At 72.4% G+C, this 15,241-nt stretch carries 17 protein-coding genes; 10 read left to right on the top strand and 7 right to left on the bottom strand.

Going from position 1 to position 15,241, the window contains the following annotated elements; genetic code table 11:
* The first annotated feature begins 67 nt into the window (after positions 1-67).
* Genes sigE through ACQP1V_RS39475 form a run of 4 tightly spaced genes read left to right on the top strand, consistent with a single transcriptional unit; the run spans position 68 to position 2,990 of the window.
* Positions 68-706, top strand: a complete 639-nt coding sequence (gene sigE / locus ACQP1V_RS39490) for an RNA polymerase sigma factor SigE (protein ID WP_067142154.1) — start codon at positions 68-70, stop codon at positions 704-706.
* Positions 703-1,260: an anti-sigma factor family protein gene (locus ACQP1V_RS39485; protein ID WP_433416147.1), complete on the top strand. Its 558-nt coding sequence runs from the start codon at positions 703-705 to the stop codon at positions 1,258-1,260. The genes sigE and ACQP1V_RS39485 overlap by 4 nt, the downstream gene beginning before the upstream one ends.
* 27 nt (positions 1,261-1,287) lie before the next feature.
* On the top strand, positions 1,288-2,574 hold the full coding sequence (locus tag ACQP1V_RS39480; RefSeq protein WP_433416144.1) for a S1C family serine protease: 1,287 nt from the start codon (positions 1,288-1,290) through the stop codon (positions 2,572-2,574).
* 56 nt (positions 2,575-2,630) lie between these two features.
* Positions 2,631-2,990, top strand: a complete 360-nt coding sequence (locus tag ACQP1V_RS39475) for a sec-independent translocase (RefSeq protein WP_067142143.1) — start codon at positions 2,631-2,633, stop codon at positions 2,988-2,990.
* A gap of 73 nt (positions 2,991-3,063) precedes the next feature.
* Here the strand turns inward: ACQP1V_RS39475 and ACQP1V_RS39470 are convergent, their stop codons facing one another.
* The 3 genes from ACQP1V_RS39470 to ACQP1V_RS39460 all read right to left on the bottom strand — a co-directional run bounded on the left by ACQP1V_RS39470 (position 3,064) and on the right by ACQP1V_RS39460 (position 5,971).
* Positions 3,064-4,203 carry an Mrp/NBP35 family ATP-binding protein gene (locus tag ACQP1V_RS39470; protein WP_067142140.1) on the bottom strand — a complete coding sequence of 380 codons (1,140 nt, stop codon included), beginning with the start codon at positions 4,201-4,203 and terminating at the stop codon, positions 3,064-3,066.
* 105 nt (positions 4,204-4,308) lie between these two features.
* Complete coding sequence (locus tag ACQP1V_RS39465; RefSeq protein WP_387409267.1) at positions 4,309-4,770, bottom strand: DUF1003 domain-containing protein; 462 nt, start codon at positions 4,768-4,770, stop codon at positions 4,309-4,311.
* On the bottom strand, positions 4,763-5,971 hold the full coding sequence (locus ACQP1V_RS39460; protein WP_387409268.1) for a magnesium transporter MgtE N-terminal domain-containing protein: 1,209 nt from the start codon (positions 5,969-5,971) through the stop codon (positions 4,763-4,765). Before ACQP1V_RS39460 ends, ACQP1V_RS39465 begins: the two co-directional genes overlap by 8 nt.
* A gap of 85 nt (positions 5,972-6,056) precedes the next feature.
* On the opposite strand from ACQP1V_RS39460, the gene ACQP1V_RS39455 reads away from it, so the two are divergent.
* A complete protein-coding gene (locus tag ACQP1V_RS39455) occupies positions 6,057-7,007 on the top strand; it encodes an EamA family transporter (protein ID WP_433416139.1) in 951 nt (316 codons plus the stop codon).
* Here the strand turns inward: ACQP1V_RS39455 and ACQP1V_RS39450 are convergent.
* Positions 6,979-7,344 (bottom strand): hypothetical protein, encoded by a 366-nt coding sequence (locus tag ACQP1V_RS39450; protein WP_067142128.1) that lies wholly within the window; start codon positions 7,342-7,344, stop codon positions 6,979-6,981. The genes ACQP1V_RS39455 and ACQP1V_RS39450 overlap by 29 nt on opposite strands.
* Positions 7,341-7,925 carry a biotin transporter BioY gene (locus tag ACQP1V_RS39445; protein WP_433416136.1) on the bottom strand — a complete coding sequence of 195 codons (585 nt, stop codon included), beginning with the start codon at positions 7,923-7,925 and terminating at the stop codon, positions 7,341-7,343. The genes ACQP1V_RS39450 and ACQP1V_RS39445 overlap by 4 nt, the downstream gene beginning before the upstream one ends.
* Positions 7,926-8,057: 132 nt before the next feature.
* Between ACQP1V_RS39445 and ACQP1V_RS39440 the strand changes: the two genes are divergently transcribed.
* Together ACQP1V_RS39440 and ACQP1V_RS39435 are read left to right on the top strand one after the other, a co-directional pair.
* Positions 8,058-8,999, top strand: coding sequence for an HpcH/HpaI aldolase/citrate lyase family protein (locus tag ACQP1V_RS39440; protein ID WP_433416134.1), 942 nt, complete (start codon positions 8,058-8,060; stop codon positions 8,997-8,999).
* A complete protein-coding gene (locus tag ACQP1V_RS39435) occupies positions 8,999-10,201 on the top strand; it encodes a CPBP family glutamic-type intramembrane protease (RefSeq protein WP_433416132.1) in 1,203 nt (400 codons plus the stop codon). The genes ACQP1V_RS39440 and ACQP1V_RS39435 overlap by 1 nt, the downstream gene beginning before the upstream one ends.
* A gap of 141 nt (positions 10,202-10,342) precedes the next feature.
* On the opposite strand, the gene ACQP1V_RS39430 is transcribed toward ACQP1V_RS39435, so the two are convergent.
* Positions 10,343-10,945 carry a hypothetical protein gene (locus ACQP1V_RS39430; RefSeq protein WP_433416129.1) on the bottom strand — a complete coding sequence of 201 codons (603 nt, stop codon included), beginning with the start codon at positions 10,943-10,945 and terminating at the stop codon, positions 10,343-10,345.
* On the opposite strand from ACQP1V_RS39430, the gene ACQP1V_RS39425 reads away from it, so the two are divergent.
* Positions 10,889-13,408, top strand: a complete 2,520-nt coding sequence (locus tag ACQP1V_RS39425) for a hypothetical protein (protein ID WP_433416127.1) — start codon at positions 10,889-10,891, stop codon at positions 13,406-13,408. The genes ACQP1V_RS39430 and ACQP1V_RS39425 overlap by 57 nt on opposite strands.
* On the opposite strand, the gene ACQP1V_RS39420 is transcribed toward ACQP1V_RS39425, so the two are convergent.
* Positions 13,389-13,775 (bottom strand): NUDIX hydrolase, encoded by a 387-nt coding sequence (locus ACQP1V_RS39420; protein WP_433416124.1) that lies wholly within the window; start codon positions 13,773-13,775, stop codon positions 13,389-13,391. The two genes, ACQP1V_RS39425 and ACQP1V_RS39420, sit on opposite strands and share 20 nt — an antisense overlap.
* 85 nt (positions 13,776-13,860) lie before the next feature.
* Between ACQP1V_RS39420 and ACQP1V_RS39415 the strand changes: the two genes are divergently transcribed.
* Both ACQP1V_RS39415 and ACQP1V_RS39410 read left to right on the top strand, forming a co-directional pair.
* Positions 13,861-14,511: a DUF6758 family protein gene (locus tag ACQP1V_RS39415; protein ID WP_433416121.1), complete on the top strand. Its 651-nt coding sequence runs from the start codon at positions 13,861-13,863 to the stop codon at positions 14,509-14,511.
* A gap of 18 nt (positions 14,512-14,529) precedes the next feature.
* Positions 14,530-15,240, top strand: a complete 711-nt coding sequence (locus ACQP1V_RS39410; protein WP_067142107.1) for an MBL fold metallo-hydrolase — start codon at positions 14,530-14,532, stop codon at positions 15,238-15,240.
* Position 15,241 lies beyond the last annotated feature (1 nt).

Below are 15,241 nucleotides of genomic sequence, written 5' to 3'. Positions count from 1 at the left end.
ACGCTTTGAACGGTCTTTGTAGAGACCGATCGAACGCGGTGCGCAGGAAGGGGCGAAACCAGGCACTATGGCTGTAGCGACGATCCTGCAGAGAGGACTCCCGGTGGACCACCACGACCACCAGGCGGACGCCCCCGTGTCCGACTGGACGCCTCCCACCTGGGAGGAGGTCGTCAGAACGCATTCCGCCCGGGTCTACCGGCTCGCGTACCGCCTCACCGGCAACGTGCACGACGCCGAGGACCTGACGCAGGAGGTCTTCGTCCGGGTCTTCCGCTCGCTCTCCAGCTATACGCCCGGCACCTTCGAGGGCTGGCTGCACCGCATCACCACGAACCTCTTCCTCGACATGGCGCGCCGCAGGCAGCGCATCAGGTTCGAGGGGCTGGCCGACGACGCCGCCGAGCGGCTGCACGGCCGGGAGCCGTCCCCGGCGCAGGCGTACGACGACACTCACCTGGAGCACGACATCCAGGCGGCGCTCGACGCGCTGGCGCCCGAGTTCCGGGCGGCCGTGGTGCTGTGCGACATCGAGGGGCTGTCCTACGAGGAGATCGCGGCGACGCTCGGCGTGAAGCTGGGTACCGTGCGCAGCAGGATCCACCGGGGACGTGCCCAGTTGCGTGAGGCGTTGGACCACCGCGCCCCGGGGGCGAACAGGAACGGTGACCAATTCCCCCCTTCGTTCAGCAAGGAGGGTGCATGAGTCATCTTGGCGAGCGCGTTTCCGCGCTCATCGACGGCGAGCTCGGTCACAGGGATCGTGAGCGGGCGCTCGCGCACCTGACCTTCTGCGCGGACTGCCGTGCCGAGGTCGACGCCATGCGCGCGCTGAAGAGCCGGCTGCGCTCCATCGAGCCGCCCACCATGCCGGCCGACCTCACCATGTCGCTGCTGCGCATGTCGGAGCCGGGCGGACCGATTCCGCCGCGCATGCGGCCGTTCCCCGACCATCCGGCCTTCGCCGCCACCCGGCTGCCGTCGATGGGCATCTCCCCGACGGACAACCGGCCCCGGCTGGCGGGCGGCCACTCCGGGCCGGGACGGTCAAGCCGCACCCGCCGGGCGGGCTATGTGGCGGTGGGATTCGCGTCCGCGGCCGTGGCGCTCGGTACGATGTTCATCGTCGGCGGCACCGGGGGTCAGCAGACGCCCAACCCTCCGGTGCAGTTCGTCAATCCGCAGCAGAGAATCGCTCCACCGCAGACGAGCCCGACGCCCAGCCCGTCGTCGAGCTTGCGCAACCACCTCGCTCGATGACGTTCGAACGCAGGAGGGACCGCGCGCATGACCGACGACACGGGCGGGTTCGATTCCGGGGCGTTCGGCCGGCAGGGGCGGCCTGACTTCCTTCCCGCCCCAGAGCGGGCGGCCGGGCTGGGGCCCGGATGGGGTCCTCCGCCGCCGTTCCCGCCGCCGTTCCCTCCGCCGTTCCCGCCCCCTCCCGTCCGTACGGCTCCGCCGGCGCGGTTCTCCCTCGCCCTCGCCCTGGTCGTCGCCCTCGTCGCGGGCGCCGCGGGGAGCGCCGGCACCTACCTGCTGACGCGGCCGCCGTCCGGCACCGACCCGTCGTACCGGCTGAGCGCGGTGCCCTCCGGCGCCACCACACGACCGCCCGACTCCGTCGCCGGGGTCGCGGCCCGGGTGCTGCCGAGCGTGGTCTCGCTGGAGGTCAAGGGCAACCAGGAGGCCGGGACGGGCTCCGGCTTCGTCATCAAGGGCGGCTACATCGTGACGAACAACCACGTCGTCGCGGTGGCCGCGCAGACCGGAGAGATCCGGATCCGGTTCAACAACCGCAAGTCGACCACCGCGAAGATCGTCGGCCGCGACCCGAACTCCGACATCGCCGTGGTCAAGCCGGAGCACACCTTCGGGGCGCCGGAGATCACCCTGGGCAACTCCGACAGCGTGGTCGTGGGCGACCCGGTGATCGCCATCGGCTCGCCGCTCGGCCTCAGCGGAACCGTCACCACCGGCATCGTCAGCTCGCTCAACCGCCCTGTGGAGGCGGGAGGGGAGACCGGTTCCGACTTCGCGCTGATCAACGCGATCCAGACCGACGCCGCGATCAATCCCGGCAACTCCGGCGGGCCGCTCGTCAACGCGTCCGGGCAGGTGATCGGGGTGAACTCGGCCATCGCCACGCTGGGCAGCGGCGCGGCCCTCGGCCAGCAGACCGGCAGCATCGGCCTGGGCTTCGCGATCCCGATCAACCACGTCCGGCGGGTCGCGCAGGAGCTCATCACCACGGGCAGCGCGCGCACCTCGCGGATCGGCATCACCGTCGACACGCAATACCAGGGCCCGGGCGTACGGATCGCCGCCGGGACGAGCGGCGGCGAGCCCGCGGTCACGCCCGGCGGGCCGGCGGACAAGGCGGGCCTCAAGCCGGGCGACATCATCCTGGAGATCGACGGGCAGCCGGTCGACGACAGCCGCGAGCTCATCGTGATGATCCGCAACAAGGCCCCCGGCGACCAGGTGAAGCTCAAGTTCCGGCACGACGGCGACGAGAAGACGGCGAAGGTCACCGTCACCGCCGCTCCGGCCCCCACGGCGCACCCGTCGTAATAGCAGTCAGGTGCTATTAGTCTGAAACCAGCTGTTCCTGGAAGAGGAGATCACCTGTGTTCGGACTGGGTTGGCCAGAGCTCCTGGCACTCGTGGTGATCGGACTGCTGGTGTTCGGCCCGGAGAAGCTGCCGCAGGCGGCCCAGCAGGCCGGCCGTACGCTCCGGCAGCTCCGCCATATGGCCAACAACGCCAAGGCGGATTTGGAGGCCAACCTCGGCCCGGAGTTCAAGAACTTCGATCCCGCGGACCTCAATCCCAAGGCGTTCGTCCGCAAGCACCTGCTGGACGACGTCGAGAACGACTGGAACGCGTCGTCCGCCGCGGAGTCGGTTCCGGCGGTGGCCGCGGCCGCGCCGCCCGGCGGCGAGCTCGGCTTCGGCGAGATCCCGCCGTACGACACGGAAGCGACCTGAGCCTCCGACTGGTTTCGCGGGCCGGATACGCGTGAGCCCGCTCACGGCGTGAGCGGGCTCAGGGACGGAGAGGTCAGCGACCGCTGGGCGAGATGTCCAGCTTGAGGCCCTTGAGGCTGGTGGACTTCTTGCTCAGCCCTGCCGCGATCCGGCGCAGCTCGGCGGCGGCCGGAGCGTCCGGGTCGGTCAGCACCAGCGGCTTGCCCTCGTCGCCGCCCTCACGCAGCCGCATGTCGAGCGGGACCTGGCCGAGCAGCGGCACCCGCGAGCCCAGGATCCGGGTCAGCCCGTCGGCCACGGTCTGGCCGCCGCCCTCGCCGAACACCGGGATGCGCTCGTCGCAGTGCGGGCAGGGCAGCCATGCCATGTTCTCGATGACACCGGCGATCTGCTGGTGGGTCTGCGCGGCGATGGAACCGGCGCGCTCGGCCACCTCGGCCGCGGCCTGCTGCGGGGTCGTCACGACGAGGATCTCGGCGGACGGCATCCGCTGCGCCACGGAGATGGCGATGTCGCCGGTGCCCGGGGGCAGGTCCATGAGCAGGACGTCGAGGTCGCCCCAGAAGACGTCGGCGAGGAACTGGTGCAGCGCGCGGTCGAGCATGGGGCCGCGCCACACGACCGGCGTGTTGCCCTCGGGCTTGAACATGCCGACCGAGATGACCTTGATGTCATGCGCCACCGGCGGCATGATCATGTCTTCGACCTTGGTGGGCCGCTGGTCCACGCCGAGCATGCGCGGCACGGAGTGGCCGTAGATGTCGGCGTCCACGACGCCGACCTTGAGCCCGGAGTTGGCCATGGCGGCGGCGAGGTTCACGGTCACGGACGACTTGCCCACGCCGCCCTTGCCGCTCGCGACGGCGAACACGCGCGTCAGCGACCCCGGCTTGGCGAACGGGATCTCCTTCTCCGGGGCCCGGTCGCCTCGCAGCTTGGTCTGCAGGGCCTTGCGCTGCTCGGCGCTCATGACGTCCATGTCCACGTGGACGCGCGTCACGCCGTCGATCGTGGAGACGGCGTTGGTGATGTCCCGCGTGATGGTGTCCTTCAGGGGGCAGCCGGCGACGGTGAGGAACACGCCGACGCGCACCACCCCGTCGGGGGAGATATCGATGCTCTTGACCATGTCGAGCTCGGTGATCGGCCGGCGGATCTCCGGGTCGTTGACCGTCGCCAGTGCGGCCGTCACCAATTCTGGGGTCGGTGCCATGGATCCATGCTATGGAGTCGGGCCCGGTCCTCCGAACGCAGGGAGCGCTCATGGGACCTGCGGCCGTGCCGTACGTGCCGGGAGGGGGCGGTGGTGTGGCTGGTGTCACTGACCCCCACCGCTCAGCTCCTCCTGGACGCGCTGGAGCTCCGAGCGGATGTAGTCCCTGGTCGCCATCTCGCCGATGGCGATCCGCAGCGCGGCGATCTCCCGTGTGAGGTACTCGATCTCGGCCTGGGTGCGGTCGGCCGCCAGCCGGTCCTGCTCGTACTGCACGCGGTCGCGGTCGCTCTGCCGGTTCTGCGCGAGCAGGATCAGCGGGGCCGCGTACGACGCCTGGAGGGAGAGCATGAGCGTCAGGAAGATGTACGGGTAGGGGTCGAACTTGAACGGCGCCAGGACGTTCCACACCACCCAGACGCCGACGAACACCGTCATGTAGACGAGGAAGCGGGCGGTTCCGAGAAAGCGGGCGATCTGTTCGGAGAGCCGCCCGAACGCCTCCGGGTCGTAGTGCGGACGCAACCGCATGGTCACGTCCCGCGGCTGGTCGAGCCGCTCAGTCATGTCTCTCCCGCCAGTCGTCCGGCAGCATGTGGTCCAGGACGTCGTCCACCGTCACCGCTCCGAGCAGCCGCCCGTGCTCGTCCACCACGGGGGTCGCGACGAGGTTGTACGTCGCCAGGTAGGACGCCACGCCCGGAAGGGGGAGGTCGGGCCTGATCGGGTCGACGGTGTTGTCTATCACGCCGGCGAGCATGGTGGACGGAGGCTCTCGCAGGAGCCGTTGGAAATGGGCCACGCCGAGGAACCGGCCGGTCGGTGTCTCGGTCGGCGGGCGGGCGACGTAGACCTGGGCGGCGACCGCCGGGGTCTGCTCTTGCTGGCGGATGTGCGCGAGTGCCTCGGCCACCGTGGCGTTGGGCGGGAGGATCACCGCCTCGGTCGTCATCATGCCGCCGGCGGTGTCCTCGTCGTAGGTCAGCAGCCGCCGTACGGGCGCGGCCTCCTCGGGGATCATCAGGCCCAGCAGGGCCTCGGCCTCGTCCGCGGGCAGCTCCTGGAGCAGGTCGGCCGCGTCGTCCGGGCTCATCGCCTCCAGCACGTCGGCGGCGCGCTCGGCGTTGAGCTGGCTCAGTACGGCGACCTGGTCGCGTTCGGGCAGCTCTTCGAGCACGTCGGCGAGCCGGTCGTCGTCGAGGGCGGCGGCCACCTCGGCCATCCGCTTGCGCGGCAGCTCGTGGAGCACGTTGGCGAGGTCGGCCGAGCGCATCGCGTCGAAGGCGGCGAGCAGATTGGCCGCGCCCTGGTCCTTCTGGACCACGTCGAAGCCGGTGACCTCGTTCCAGCCCACGATCAGGGTCTCGCCCCTGCGTTTGGTGCCGCGCCGTACGGCGACCTTGCTGAGCACCCACTCGGCCGGACGGGCCCGCTCGATCGCGAGGTCGAGTACGGTGACCTCCTCGCCCTGGTGACGCACCTTCAGGTCGAGCATCTCGCCGATGACCAGCGTCTCGGAGTCGCGCTGCTCGAACCGGCGCATGTTGATCTTGCCGGTGAAGACGACGGCGCGCGGCTCGACGCTGGTGACGCGGGTGGTCGGCAGGAAGACGCGGCGGCGCGGCTGGATCTCGACGACGAAGCCGTGGACGCGCGGCGGGAGCGGGCCGCGCATCGCGACCACGACATCCCGGATTCGGCCGATCTGGTCGCCGGCCGGGTCGAACACCGCGAGCCCGGCCAACCGGGCCACGAAGATGCGGTCCACCTGGTCAGATTACGCCGGGATGCGCGGGACAGCCTGGTATGACAGGATCAAAAGGGGCTAATGGTAGTTACATGAGGTGGTGGCCATGAGGGCGGCGAGCCTGGCGATCGCGGTGGCGTCCGCGTGCTGTTTCGGATTCTCCGGGCCCATGGCGCGGTTCCTGGGCGCCGCCGGGATGTCCCCGCTCGAAGCGGTCTGGGTGCGCATGGGCGGGGCCGGGCTGCTGTTGATCGCCGCTCTCGCGATCGTACGGCCGCGGGCCCTGCGCATCCCGCGTGACCGGCTGCTGTTCGTCGGCGCGTACGCGCTGGTCGCGGTGGCCGCCGTCCAGGGCCTGTTCTTCTTCGTGATCACCCGGCTGCCGGTCGGGATCGCCCTGCTCCTCGAGTATCTCTCGCCGGTGCTGGTCGTGGTCTGGGCGCGGTTCGTCCGCCGGCTGCGGCTCGGCCGGTCGGCCTACGTGGGTGCCGTGATCGCGGTGGCCGGGCTGGCCGTGGTGGTGGAGGTGTGGGACGGCATCCGGCTGGACACGCTCGGGCTGGCGGTGGGGCTCGTGGCCGCCGCCTGCTCCGCCGGATACTTCCTGATGAACGATGCCTTTTCGGATGATGACCTGGACCCGCTCGGGCTGATCGCCTGGGGCATGGCCGGCGCGGCCGTGGTGCTCCTGCCGCTCGCCCGCCCCTGGAACATCGACTGGACCGCGTTCGGCCGCACCGCGACCGTGGACGGCCACACCCTGCCCGTGCTGGGCGCCGCCCTCTGGCTGGTGCTGGTGGCCACGATCGTCGCGTACGTGACGGGCGTGATCGCGGTGCGCCGGCTCTCGGCCGCGATCGGCGCCACCGTGGCCACCCTGGAGGTCATCGCGGGCGCCGTCATCGCCTGGTTCCTGCTCGGCGAGCGGCTCGGCGGAGCCCAGATCATCGGCGGCGGCGTCGTCCTCGCGGGCGCTCTGCTCGCCCAGTCGGCCGCCGCCCGCCCCGAGCCCGGCCCCGCCGTACAGCTCACGCCCGAGGCGTCAGTCGCAGGATGACCGACCCGGCGGCCCACCGGGCCGGGAGCGTCGCCGCGTCGGCGGCGTTCAGCCGCTCCTTGGCGAGGACGGCCACCACGTCGGGGGAGGCCGCCTGGTCCACCGTCTCGACCGAGGCCGTGAACCGGACCAGCTCGGCGCCGTTGTCCTTGCTGCGGAGGGTCACCTCCACCTCGGACGCCTCCGCCAGGCCGGGCAGCTCCTGCTCGCCGCCGCCGGTCACGACGTAGATCGCCCCGGACTGCCACACGTGCCAGGCCAGGCGCGGTCCGGCGGGCAGGGTCACCCACAGCACGCCGGACTTCTTCGCGCCCTCCTCGATCAGAGGGGCGCTCATCGGCCGGAGCGCCGGGTGAGGCGCCAGGTGGCGGGCAGCAGACCGGCCGCGACGGCGATCTTCAGGGCGTCGCCGACCAGGAACGGCACCACGCCGGCGGCGAGCGCCGCGCCCAGGCCCATGCCGGTGACCGTCATCAGCACCGGCACTCCGAAGGCGTAGATCACGAGGTTGCCGAAAAGCATCGTGCCGGCCGTACGCGCCGGGGTGCGGTCGCCGCCGCGCTCGGCCAGCCTGCCGACGAGGGCCGCGGCGACGATGAACCCGATCAGGTAGCCGAAGGTCGCCCCACCCGGGCCGCTGGCGCCGCCGGTGAACCACGGCACGCCCGCGATGCCGGCCAGGACGTACAGGAGCATGCTGAGCGCCGCCCGGTTGAAGCCGAGCGCGGCGCCGACGAGCACGACGGCGAAGGTCTGGCCGGTGACCGGGACGGGCGAGCCCGGGACGGGGAACGCGAGCTGGGCGGCGAGCCCGGTCAACGCGGCGCCGCCGGCGACGAGGGCGGCGTCGCGGACCCGGGCGCCGGGGATGAGATCGGACAGGACGGCGGGGCGCACCCCGGGGGCAATTTCGGACACTTCGTACTCCCTCAACGCTCGTGGATGGCGCCATTCTTCGCGAAAGACATGCCCATGGACGTACATTGCCCGCGCCAAGAACGCGGCACCTCCTTTGTAGCGATCGGACAGGGTCCCGCTAGCGTTTGGGCCATGCGTGCTCGACGATCGTGCCTGGCCGTGCCCGGCAGCAATCCCCGTTTCATCGAGAAGGCCCAGGGGCTGGCCGCCGACGAGGTCTTCCTCGACCTGGAGGACGCGGTGGCTCCGGCGGCCAAGGAGCAGGCGCGCGAAAACGTCGTCGCCGCGCTCCGCGACGGCGACTGGTCCGGGAAGACGATCGTCGTCCGGATCAACGACGTGACCACGCAGTGGGCCTACCGCGACGTGGTCGACGTCGTCGAAGGCGCGGGCGACCGCCTCGACTGCCTCCTGCTGCCCAAGGTCGAGGACGCCTCGCACGTCGTGTGGCTCGACATGCTGCTCACCCAGATCGAGAAGGCGCTCGGGCTGACCCGGAGGATCGGCATCGAGGCGCAGATCGAGAGCGCGCGCGGCCTCGTCAACGTGGACGCCATCGCCGCCTCGTCCGACCGCCTGGAGACCCTGGTGTTCGGGCCCGCTGATTTCATGGCGTCCATCGGGATGAAGACGCTGGTCGTCGGCGAGCAGCCGCCCGGGTACGGCGAGGGCGACGCCTACCACTACATCCTGATGCGGATCCTGATGGCGGCCAGGGCCAACGACCTGCAGGCCATCGACGGGCCGTACCTGCAGATCAAGGACGTGGACGGCTTCCGCCGTGTGGCCCGCAGGGCGGCGGCGCTCGGCTTCGACGGCAAGTGGGTGCTGCACCCCTCGCAGGTGGAGGCGGGAAACGAGGTGTTCTCGCCGTCCCAGGAGGACTACGAGCACGCCGAGCTGATCCTCGACGCGTACGAGTACTACACGACGGTGGAGCGCCGCGGCGCGGCCATGCTCGGCAACGAGATGATCGACGAGGCGTCGCGCAAGATGGCGCTCGTGGTGGCCGCCAAGGGCCGCGCGGCGGGGCTGGCGAGGGAACGGAGCTTCGAGCGGCCGACAATGGGGTGATGACCGAGCCGCAGTGGAACCCGGCCGCAGGGGACGACCCGCCCGGAGGCCCGCACGGGACCCCGCCCCCGCCCTGGAACCCGGCCGGGGGAGGAAACCTGCCTGGAGGCCCGTCCGGCGAGGGGTACCCGCCGCACGGCACCTCGCCGGGTGGGGAGGGGCGTCCGCCGCACGGCACCCCGCCGCAGCCGTGGAACCAGCCCGGGCCCCCTCCTGAAGGCCGGCAGTGGCCCCCTCCCGGGGGGCCGGGGTGGCCGCCTCCGGGCGGGCCGTACCAGTGGCAGCCTCCGCCCGCCCCGCAACCGTGGACCGCGCCCCCGCCTTCGGGCACCCGGTATGACCGGCTGGCCCGTACGGCGCTGCACCGCTGGTGGCGGCCGGTCGTCGGCACGCTCGCCATCGTCGCCGGATATCTCGTGGTGTCGCTCGCGTTCGGGCTGGTCGCGGTGCTGGTCTCGCTCCTCTCCGGCGTGCCGATGGTGATGAGCGGCACCCAGATCTTCGCCGATCCGCTGATGACGCTCGGGTTCAACCTCGCGCTGCTCGCCCTGGCGATCCCGCTGGTGTTCGGGGCGGCCTGGCTGGTGCAGCGGCGGCGTCCGGGCACGGTCTCCTCGGTCGCCGGGCGGCTGCGCTGGCGGTGGCTGCTCCTGTGCGTACCGATCGCGCTGGTCGCGGTGATCCTCGGCGAGGTCGCGCAGCAGCTCACGTTCCTGGCGACGGGCGTGTCCACCGGGTTCACCTGGGTGGGCTGGGACCGCTTCCTCGCCCCGCTGATCGTCATCGTGGTGCTCGTGCCGTTCCAGGCGGCGGCCGAGGAGTACGTGTTCCGCGGGTGGATCCTCCAGGCGTTCGGGGCGTACCTGCGCAATCCGCTGCCGGGCATCGTCGTCGGCGCGGCCGCTTTCGCGTCGCTGCACGGCTACACCGACTGGGGCATCGCGTACGTCTTCGGGTTCGGCCTGCTCATGGGATGGGTCGCCGTCCGCACCGGCGGTCTGGAGGCGCCGATCGCGCTGCACGCGGTCAACAACGTGTTCGCGTTCGGGATGACCGCGGCCGCCGGCGGGCTGCGGAACGCGCTGGAACAGGGGGCCGTGCCCTGGCAGACCATCATCGGGACGATCGTCCAGTTCGCTGTTTTCACCGTTGCGGTGCTGATAATTGCCCAAAGGCGGGCAATTCAGACTCTCTCTCGATAAATCTCACTAGAGAGGTATTCTCAGCGCGGCCTTGGCGTGTTGGTCTTTAGAGGTGATCGCCAGCCGGAGACCGGGTATCAACATGCTCGCGTCCGCTTCGCCGTTCTAGTGGAGGCACGGAGCGTGGACTCGGACCCCCCTTCACGCGATGAGGAACACCCGGCGCCGCCCCCGGCGATCCCGCCTGCCCAGGAAGGCCCGGCAGGGGATCCCTCCCGGGGCCCGTCGCCGTGGCAGCTTCCTCCTTTCGCCGCCCCCGTGCCCGATGAGCCGCCTCCCCAGCGCCGCGCCGGCCGTCGCCCGTACTCCGACGAGCCCGCGCCTCCGGGCCCCCGGCGGCTGGTCGATCGCCCGGACAAGCTCGTCGCCTCCGGGCGCTCCGCCCGCCCCCAGCCGGCCGAGCCGGTACGCGACCGGCCCGCCCAGCCCGCGCAACCTGACCGGCCCGCGCAGCCGGTGCACCATGACCAGCAGGAGCGGGCGGAGCAGCGTGACCGGCCCATGCAACCTGACCGGCCGGACCAACCGGGGCACTCTGAGCCCGCGCCTCCGGGCCGTCGGCGGCTGGTCGATCGCCCGGACAAGCTCGTCGCCTCCGGGCGCCCTGCCCGCCCCCAGGCGACCGAGCCGGTACGCGACCGGCCCGCGCAGCCGCAACCGGAGCAGACGGAGCAGCCTGCACGGCCCATGCAGCCGGAGCCGCCCGATCAACCGGAGCAGCCCGATCAGCCGGAGCGCCTTCACCAGCCTGAGCAGCCCGGGATCGAGGCGCCGGAGCCGCTGCGCCGGATCGGCACCCCGCCGGGAGGGCGTCCGGCCCGCCCCGACGCGCCCGCGGCGTCGGGCGGCCCGCCCCGGCCGGGCGGCGGCCGTCACCACCATCACCGGAGGCGCAGCGAGCCCAAACGCCCCTTCCGCCTCCGCAGATACCTCGCCCCGGCGCTGGCGCTCGCCGTGCTGCTCGCGGCCGCGTTCGGGGTCGCCCGCTGGGTGTCGGGCCCTCCCACGTCCGGGCTGCTCCTCGCGTCGGGGGACGGCCGGTCGGGTGACGACGCGTTCCCCGCGCCCGGGGTGCCGGGCAACGGCTCCAGCCAGGTGCTCAACGCGGTCACGTCGGCGGGTTCGACGGTGGTGGCCGTGGGCAGCGACATCAGCGGTTCGGTGCCGAAACCGCTGTTCCTCGTCTCCACGGACGGCGGGGAGAAGTGGGAGCTGGGCCGGGTCGCCGGGCTGTCCGGCTACGGCACCGTCGGCGGAGCCGTAGGGCGGGTCGTGGGCGGCGGCGGACGCTGGCTGGCCGCGGGCACCGACGCGCCCGGGGCCGCCGGACCGGGGGCACGCGGCATGTGGGTCTCCTCCGACGGCGTGACCTGGACGGCGGTGGACCCCACCTGGCTGACCGCCTTCTGGAGCCAGGACAGGATCACCGACCTGGCCAGGACCGCGAGCGGGTTCGTGGCCGTGGGCACCGCCACCCTCCGGGACGGCACCGCCGGGCCGGTCGTCTGGGTGTCGCCCGACGGGCAGGGGTGGACCCGGGTGGACAGCGGCCAGATCGGCGCCCCCGACAAGGTGCGGGGCATGCGCGCCGTGGCCGCGCGGGGCGACCACGTCGTCGCCCTGGCCGATCCGGGGCAGGGCTTCTCGTCGGTCGTCCTACGCTCGTCCGACGGCGGCAGGTCCTGGCTCCGTACGGCCGTCGCCCTGGCGGACGTACGGCCGGAGCCGGGCGCGCTGGCCGCGACGGACAAGGGGTTCGTGCTGGTCCCGACGCGGCAGCGTTCCGCGGCCGGCGAGGTGCCGGTCTTCTGCTCCCCGGACGGCGCCAAATGGGATCGCTGCGGCACCATCGGGAAACTCGGCCCCGAGGGAGCGGGCGTACGCGGCCTCGCCTCCTCCGCGGCGGGGATCGCGGCGGTGACCGAGCAGGCCTGGGAGCGGTACGCCCTCTACACGAGCGCGGACGGGCGCGCGTGGACCAAGAGCGCCGACCTCGGCGAGATCCCCGGAACGCTGCGCGGGCTCGCCATCACCGACGCGGGCGTGCTCGTCGCGGGCGGCGACAAGCGCGGCCCCGGCGACGTGGAGAACCTGCCCGTGCTGATGACGGCGCGCGAGGGCAAGAAGGCGAAGGCTGTTCCCCCCGAGCGGATCGCCGGGCTGACCAGGCAGGCCAGAGAGACGACCGGCCTGGCCGGGGCGGGCGGCCTGTTCGTCGCGGTGGGCTCGGGAGGCGGCGACGCCGGCATCTGGACCAGCGGCGACGGCGGCGCGGACTGGAAGAGCGTCGGCGATCCCGGCGTGCTCGGCGGCCCGGGGCGCCAGGCGCTGAGCGCGGTCGCCCACGGGCGGAAGGGGTGGCTGGCGGTCGGCACCACGACCTCCGACCCGGCGGTCACCCGGCCCCTCCTGGTCACCTCGGCCGACGGCAGGACGTGGAAGCCCGGCCCGGACGTCGAGGTGCCCTCCGGGCACTTCCTCCTGGCGCCGAACGCGGTCGCCGCCGGGCCGAAGGGCTACGTGGTCACGGGCGAGGACCGGGGCGCGACGGGCGTGTTGCCCGCGCTGTGGTTCAGTCCCGATCTCAAGCGGTTCACCCGCGCGCCGCAGGGCGCCATGCCGACCGGGGGCGCGGGGGCGCGCATCGCCGACGTCACCGCCACACGGTCCGGGTTCATGGCCGTGGGTGGCTCGGGGACCGCCGACAGGGAGACCGGCGTCGTGTGGGTGTCCTCGGACGGCATCAATTGGACCGCCAAGGGCCGGGTGCTCCCCGACGAGAGCCACTCAGCGGGCCTGCGCCACGTGGTGGCGCGCGGCGACGAGGTGATCGCGGTCGGCCTCGCGGACGGCGGCCGCCCCTTCGCCGCGGTGTCGTCCGACGACGGCGCCCACTGGGAGTACGCGTGGTTGCCCGCGGAGGAGCCGGCCGCGGTGCTCGACCTCGCCGCGGCGAAGCAGGGCGTGGTCGCGGTCGGCGCGCACGGCCGGGCGGGCGAGGAGGACAGCACGGTCTGGACCTCCGGCGACGGCCTCGACTGGACCCGTCACACGCTCTCCGAGGGCGGACTCGGCGGCGACGGCGCGCAGTGGCTCGGTTCGGTCGCGGTCTCCGGGGACGCCGTCGTGGCCGCCGGCCGCTCGGTCACCTACTCCCAGGATCACCTCACGGTCTGGCGGAGCAGGCTCACGCCGGCGGATCGATGACCTTCCACGCGACGAGGGCGTCCACCAGGCCGTCGGTCAGCGGCAGCCGTACCAGCTCCGCCGGGGTGCACCACCGGGCGTCGGCGGCGTCGTCACCCGGGGTGAGGCGGCCGTCGGCGGCGGTCACCAGGTAGTCGTGGATCTCGTAGGTCACGCCCGCCGGCCCCGCGCGCAGCACGGTCCCGGCCAGCACGCCCACCGCGCCGTCGAGGCCGGTCTCCTCGCGCAGCTCACGTCGTACGGCCTCGGCGTCGCTCTCGCCGGGCTCGACCCGGCCGCCGGGAAGCGACCACAGTCCCTCGCCGGGCGGATGCCCACGCCGGACCAGCAACAGGCGTCCGACCGGATCACGGACGATGGCACCCACGCACCTCACCACATACAGAACATTACGACCGGATAACCAGGAGGTTCTTGACGCCCGTGGTTCGCCGGAAGCAGCGTGGGTAACTGTGAGAACCGCGCCTTCCTGTCCGCGGTGTTTCGGGCCGCTGCACCCGCCGAGCGTCTGGAACAGCTCCTGGCGCTGCGACGCGCACGGGGATGTCCTCCCCTACCAGCCGCCGCACCGCCCCTCCCAGGCGGTCCTCGACGCCCTGAGGCAGGCGGCCGTGGTCCCCGTCTGGCTGCCGTGGCCGCTGCCCGCCGGCTGGCTGGTGACCGGCTTCGCCGAGGTGGGCGACGAGCGCACCGGAGCCCGAGCCACCGTCGTCGCCGTCTCCGGACCGTCGCTCACGCACGGTCCGGCGGACCTGCTGATCATCACCGAGGAGCTCGGCGTCGGCCTCGGCGCCGCGTACGCCGGTCTGGACGGCCCCGACCCGGGATCGGAGTTCGACGCCGGCCCCGTGAACGCCAAGATCGAGATACATGGGCATCCGGGCGCGCTCTGGTGTCTCAAGGGCGTCCCCCCGGATCGCGCCGTCTACGTCGGAGAGGCGCTCGGCAACTGGCTGTGGCTGATCGCCTGGCCGGCCGAGGCCGGCTGCCTGATCCCACTCACCCAGCTCTCCCTGCGCGACCTCCGGGACACCGACCAGGATCTCGACCTCCCCTTCGGCGCGTTCTCCCCACGCCTCGAGGACGAGCCACGCGAGGCCTGAACTAGTAGGGTCAGAGATGTGACAGCGCGTATCGAACGAGTGGTGACCTCCGGCGTGGTCGAGATCGACGACGTCGAGCACAAGGTTGAGAACAACACGTGGATCGTGGGTGACGACGAGGAGGTCATCGTCGTCGACCCGGCGCGCGACGCCGACAAGATCCTGGAGAAGGTGGGCGACCGCGAGGTGCTCGCCGTCATCTGCACCCACGGGCTGCCCGACCACGTGGGCGGCGCCATCGAGGTGGCCGCCAGGGACGAGGCCGTCGTCGCCCTGCACCCCAAGGACAAGCGCCTGTGGCGCCAGACCTGGGAGGAGACCTGGCCCGACATCGACATGGAGGACGAGGGGCTGTTCTCCGTCGGCGGCGTCGAGCTGGAGGTCCTTTCCACGCCCGGCATCACCCAGGGCGGCGTCTCGCTGTACTGCGAGTCGCTCGGCGCGGTGTTCACCGGCAAGTCGCTCCAGGCCGACGGCCCGGGCCGGCTCGGCGGGGAGTACCCCGCGCTGGCCGACCAGCTCACCGCCATCGGCGAGCGGCTGTTCACGCTCCCGCACGCGACCCGCGTGCTGCCCGCCCACGGCGAGGAGTCGCGGATCGGCGACCTGGAGCCGCAGTTCGACAGCTGGCTGTCCGGCTCCCTCACCGGAGGCGACGAGAAGCATGAGTCGCCCCTCGTGGACGGCACCGGCGCCGCGGGCATCAGGCTGACGCTCGACGACGAGTAGG

The sequence above is a fragment of the Microtetraspora malaysiensis genome (genome assembly GCF_050947145.1).
Lineage (GTDB): Bacteria > Actinomycetota > Actinomycetes > Streptosporangiales > Streptosporangiaceae > Microtetraspora_A > Microtetraspora_A malaysiensis.
Note: the sequence above shows the minus strand (reverse complement) of the source record. Positions and strands in the feature narration are given on the sequence as shown.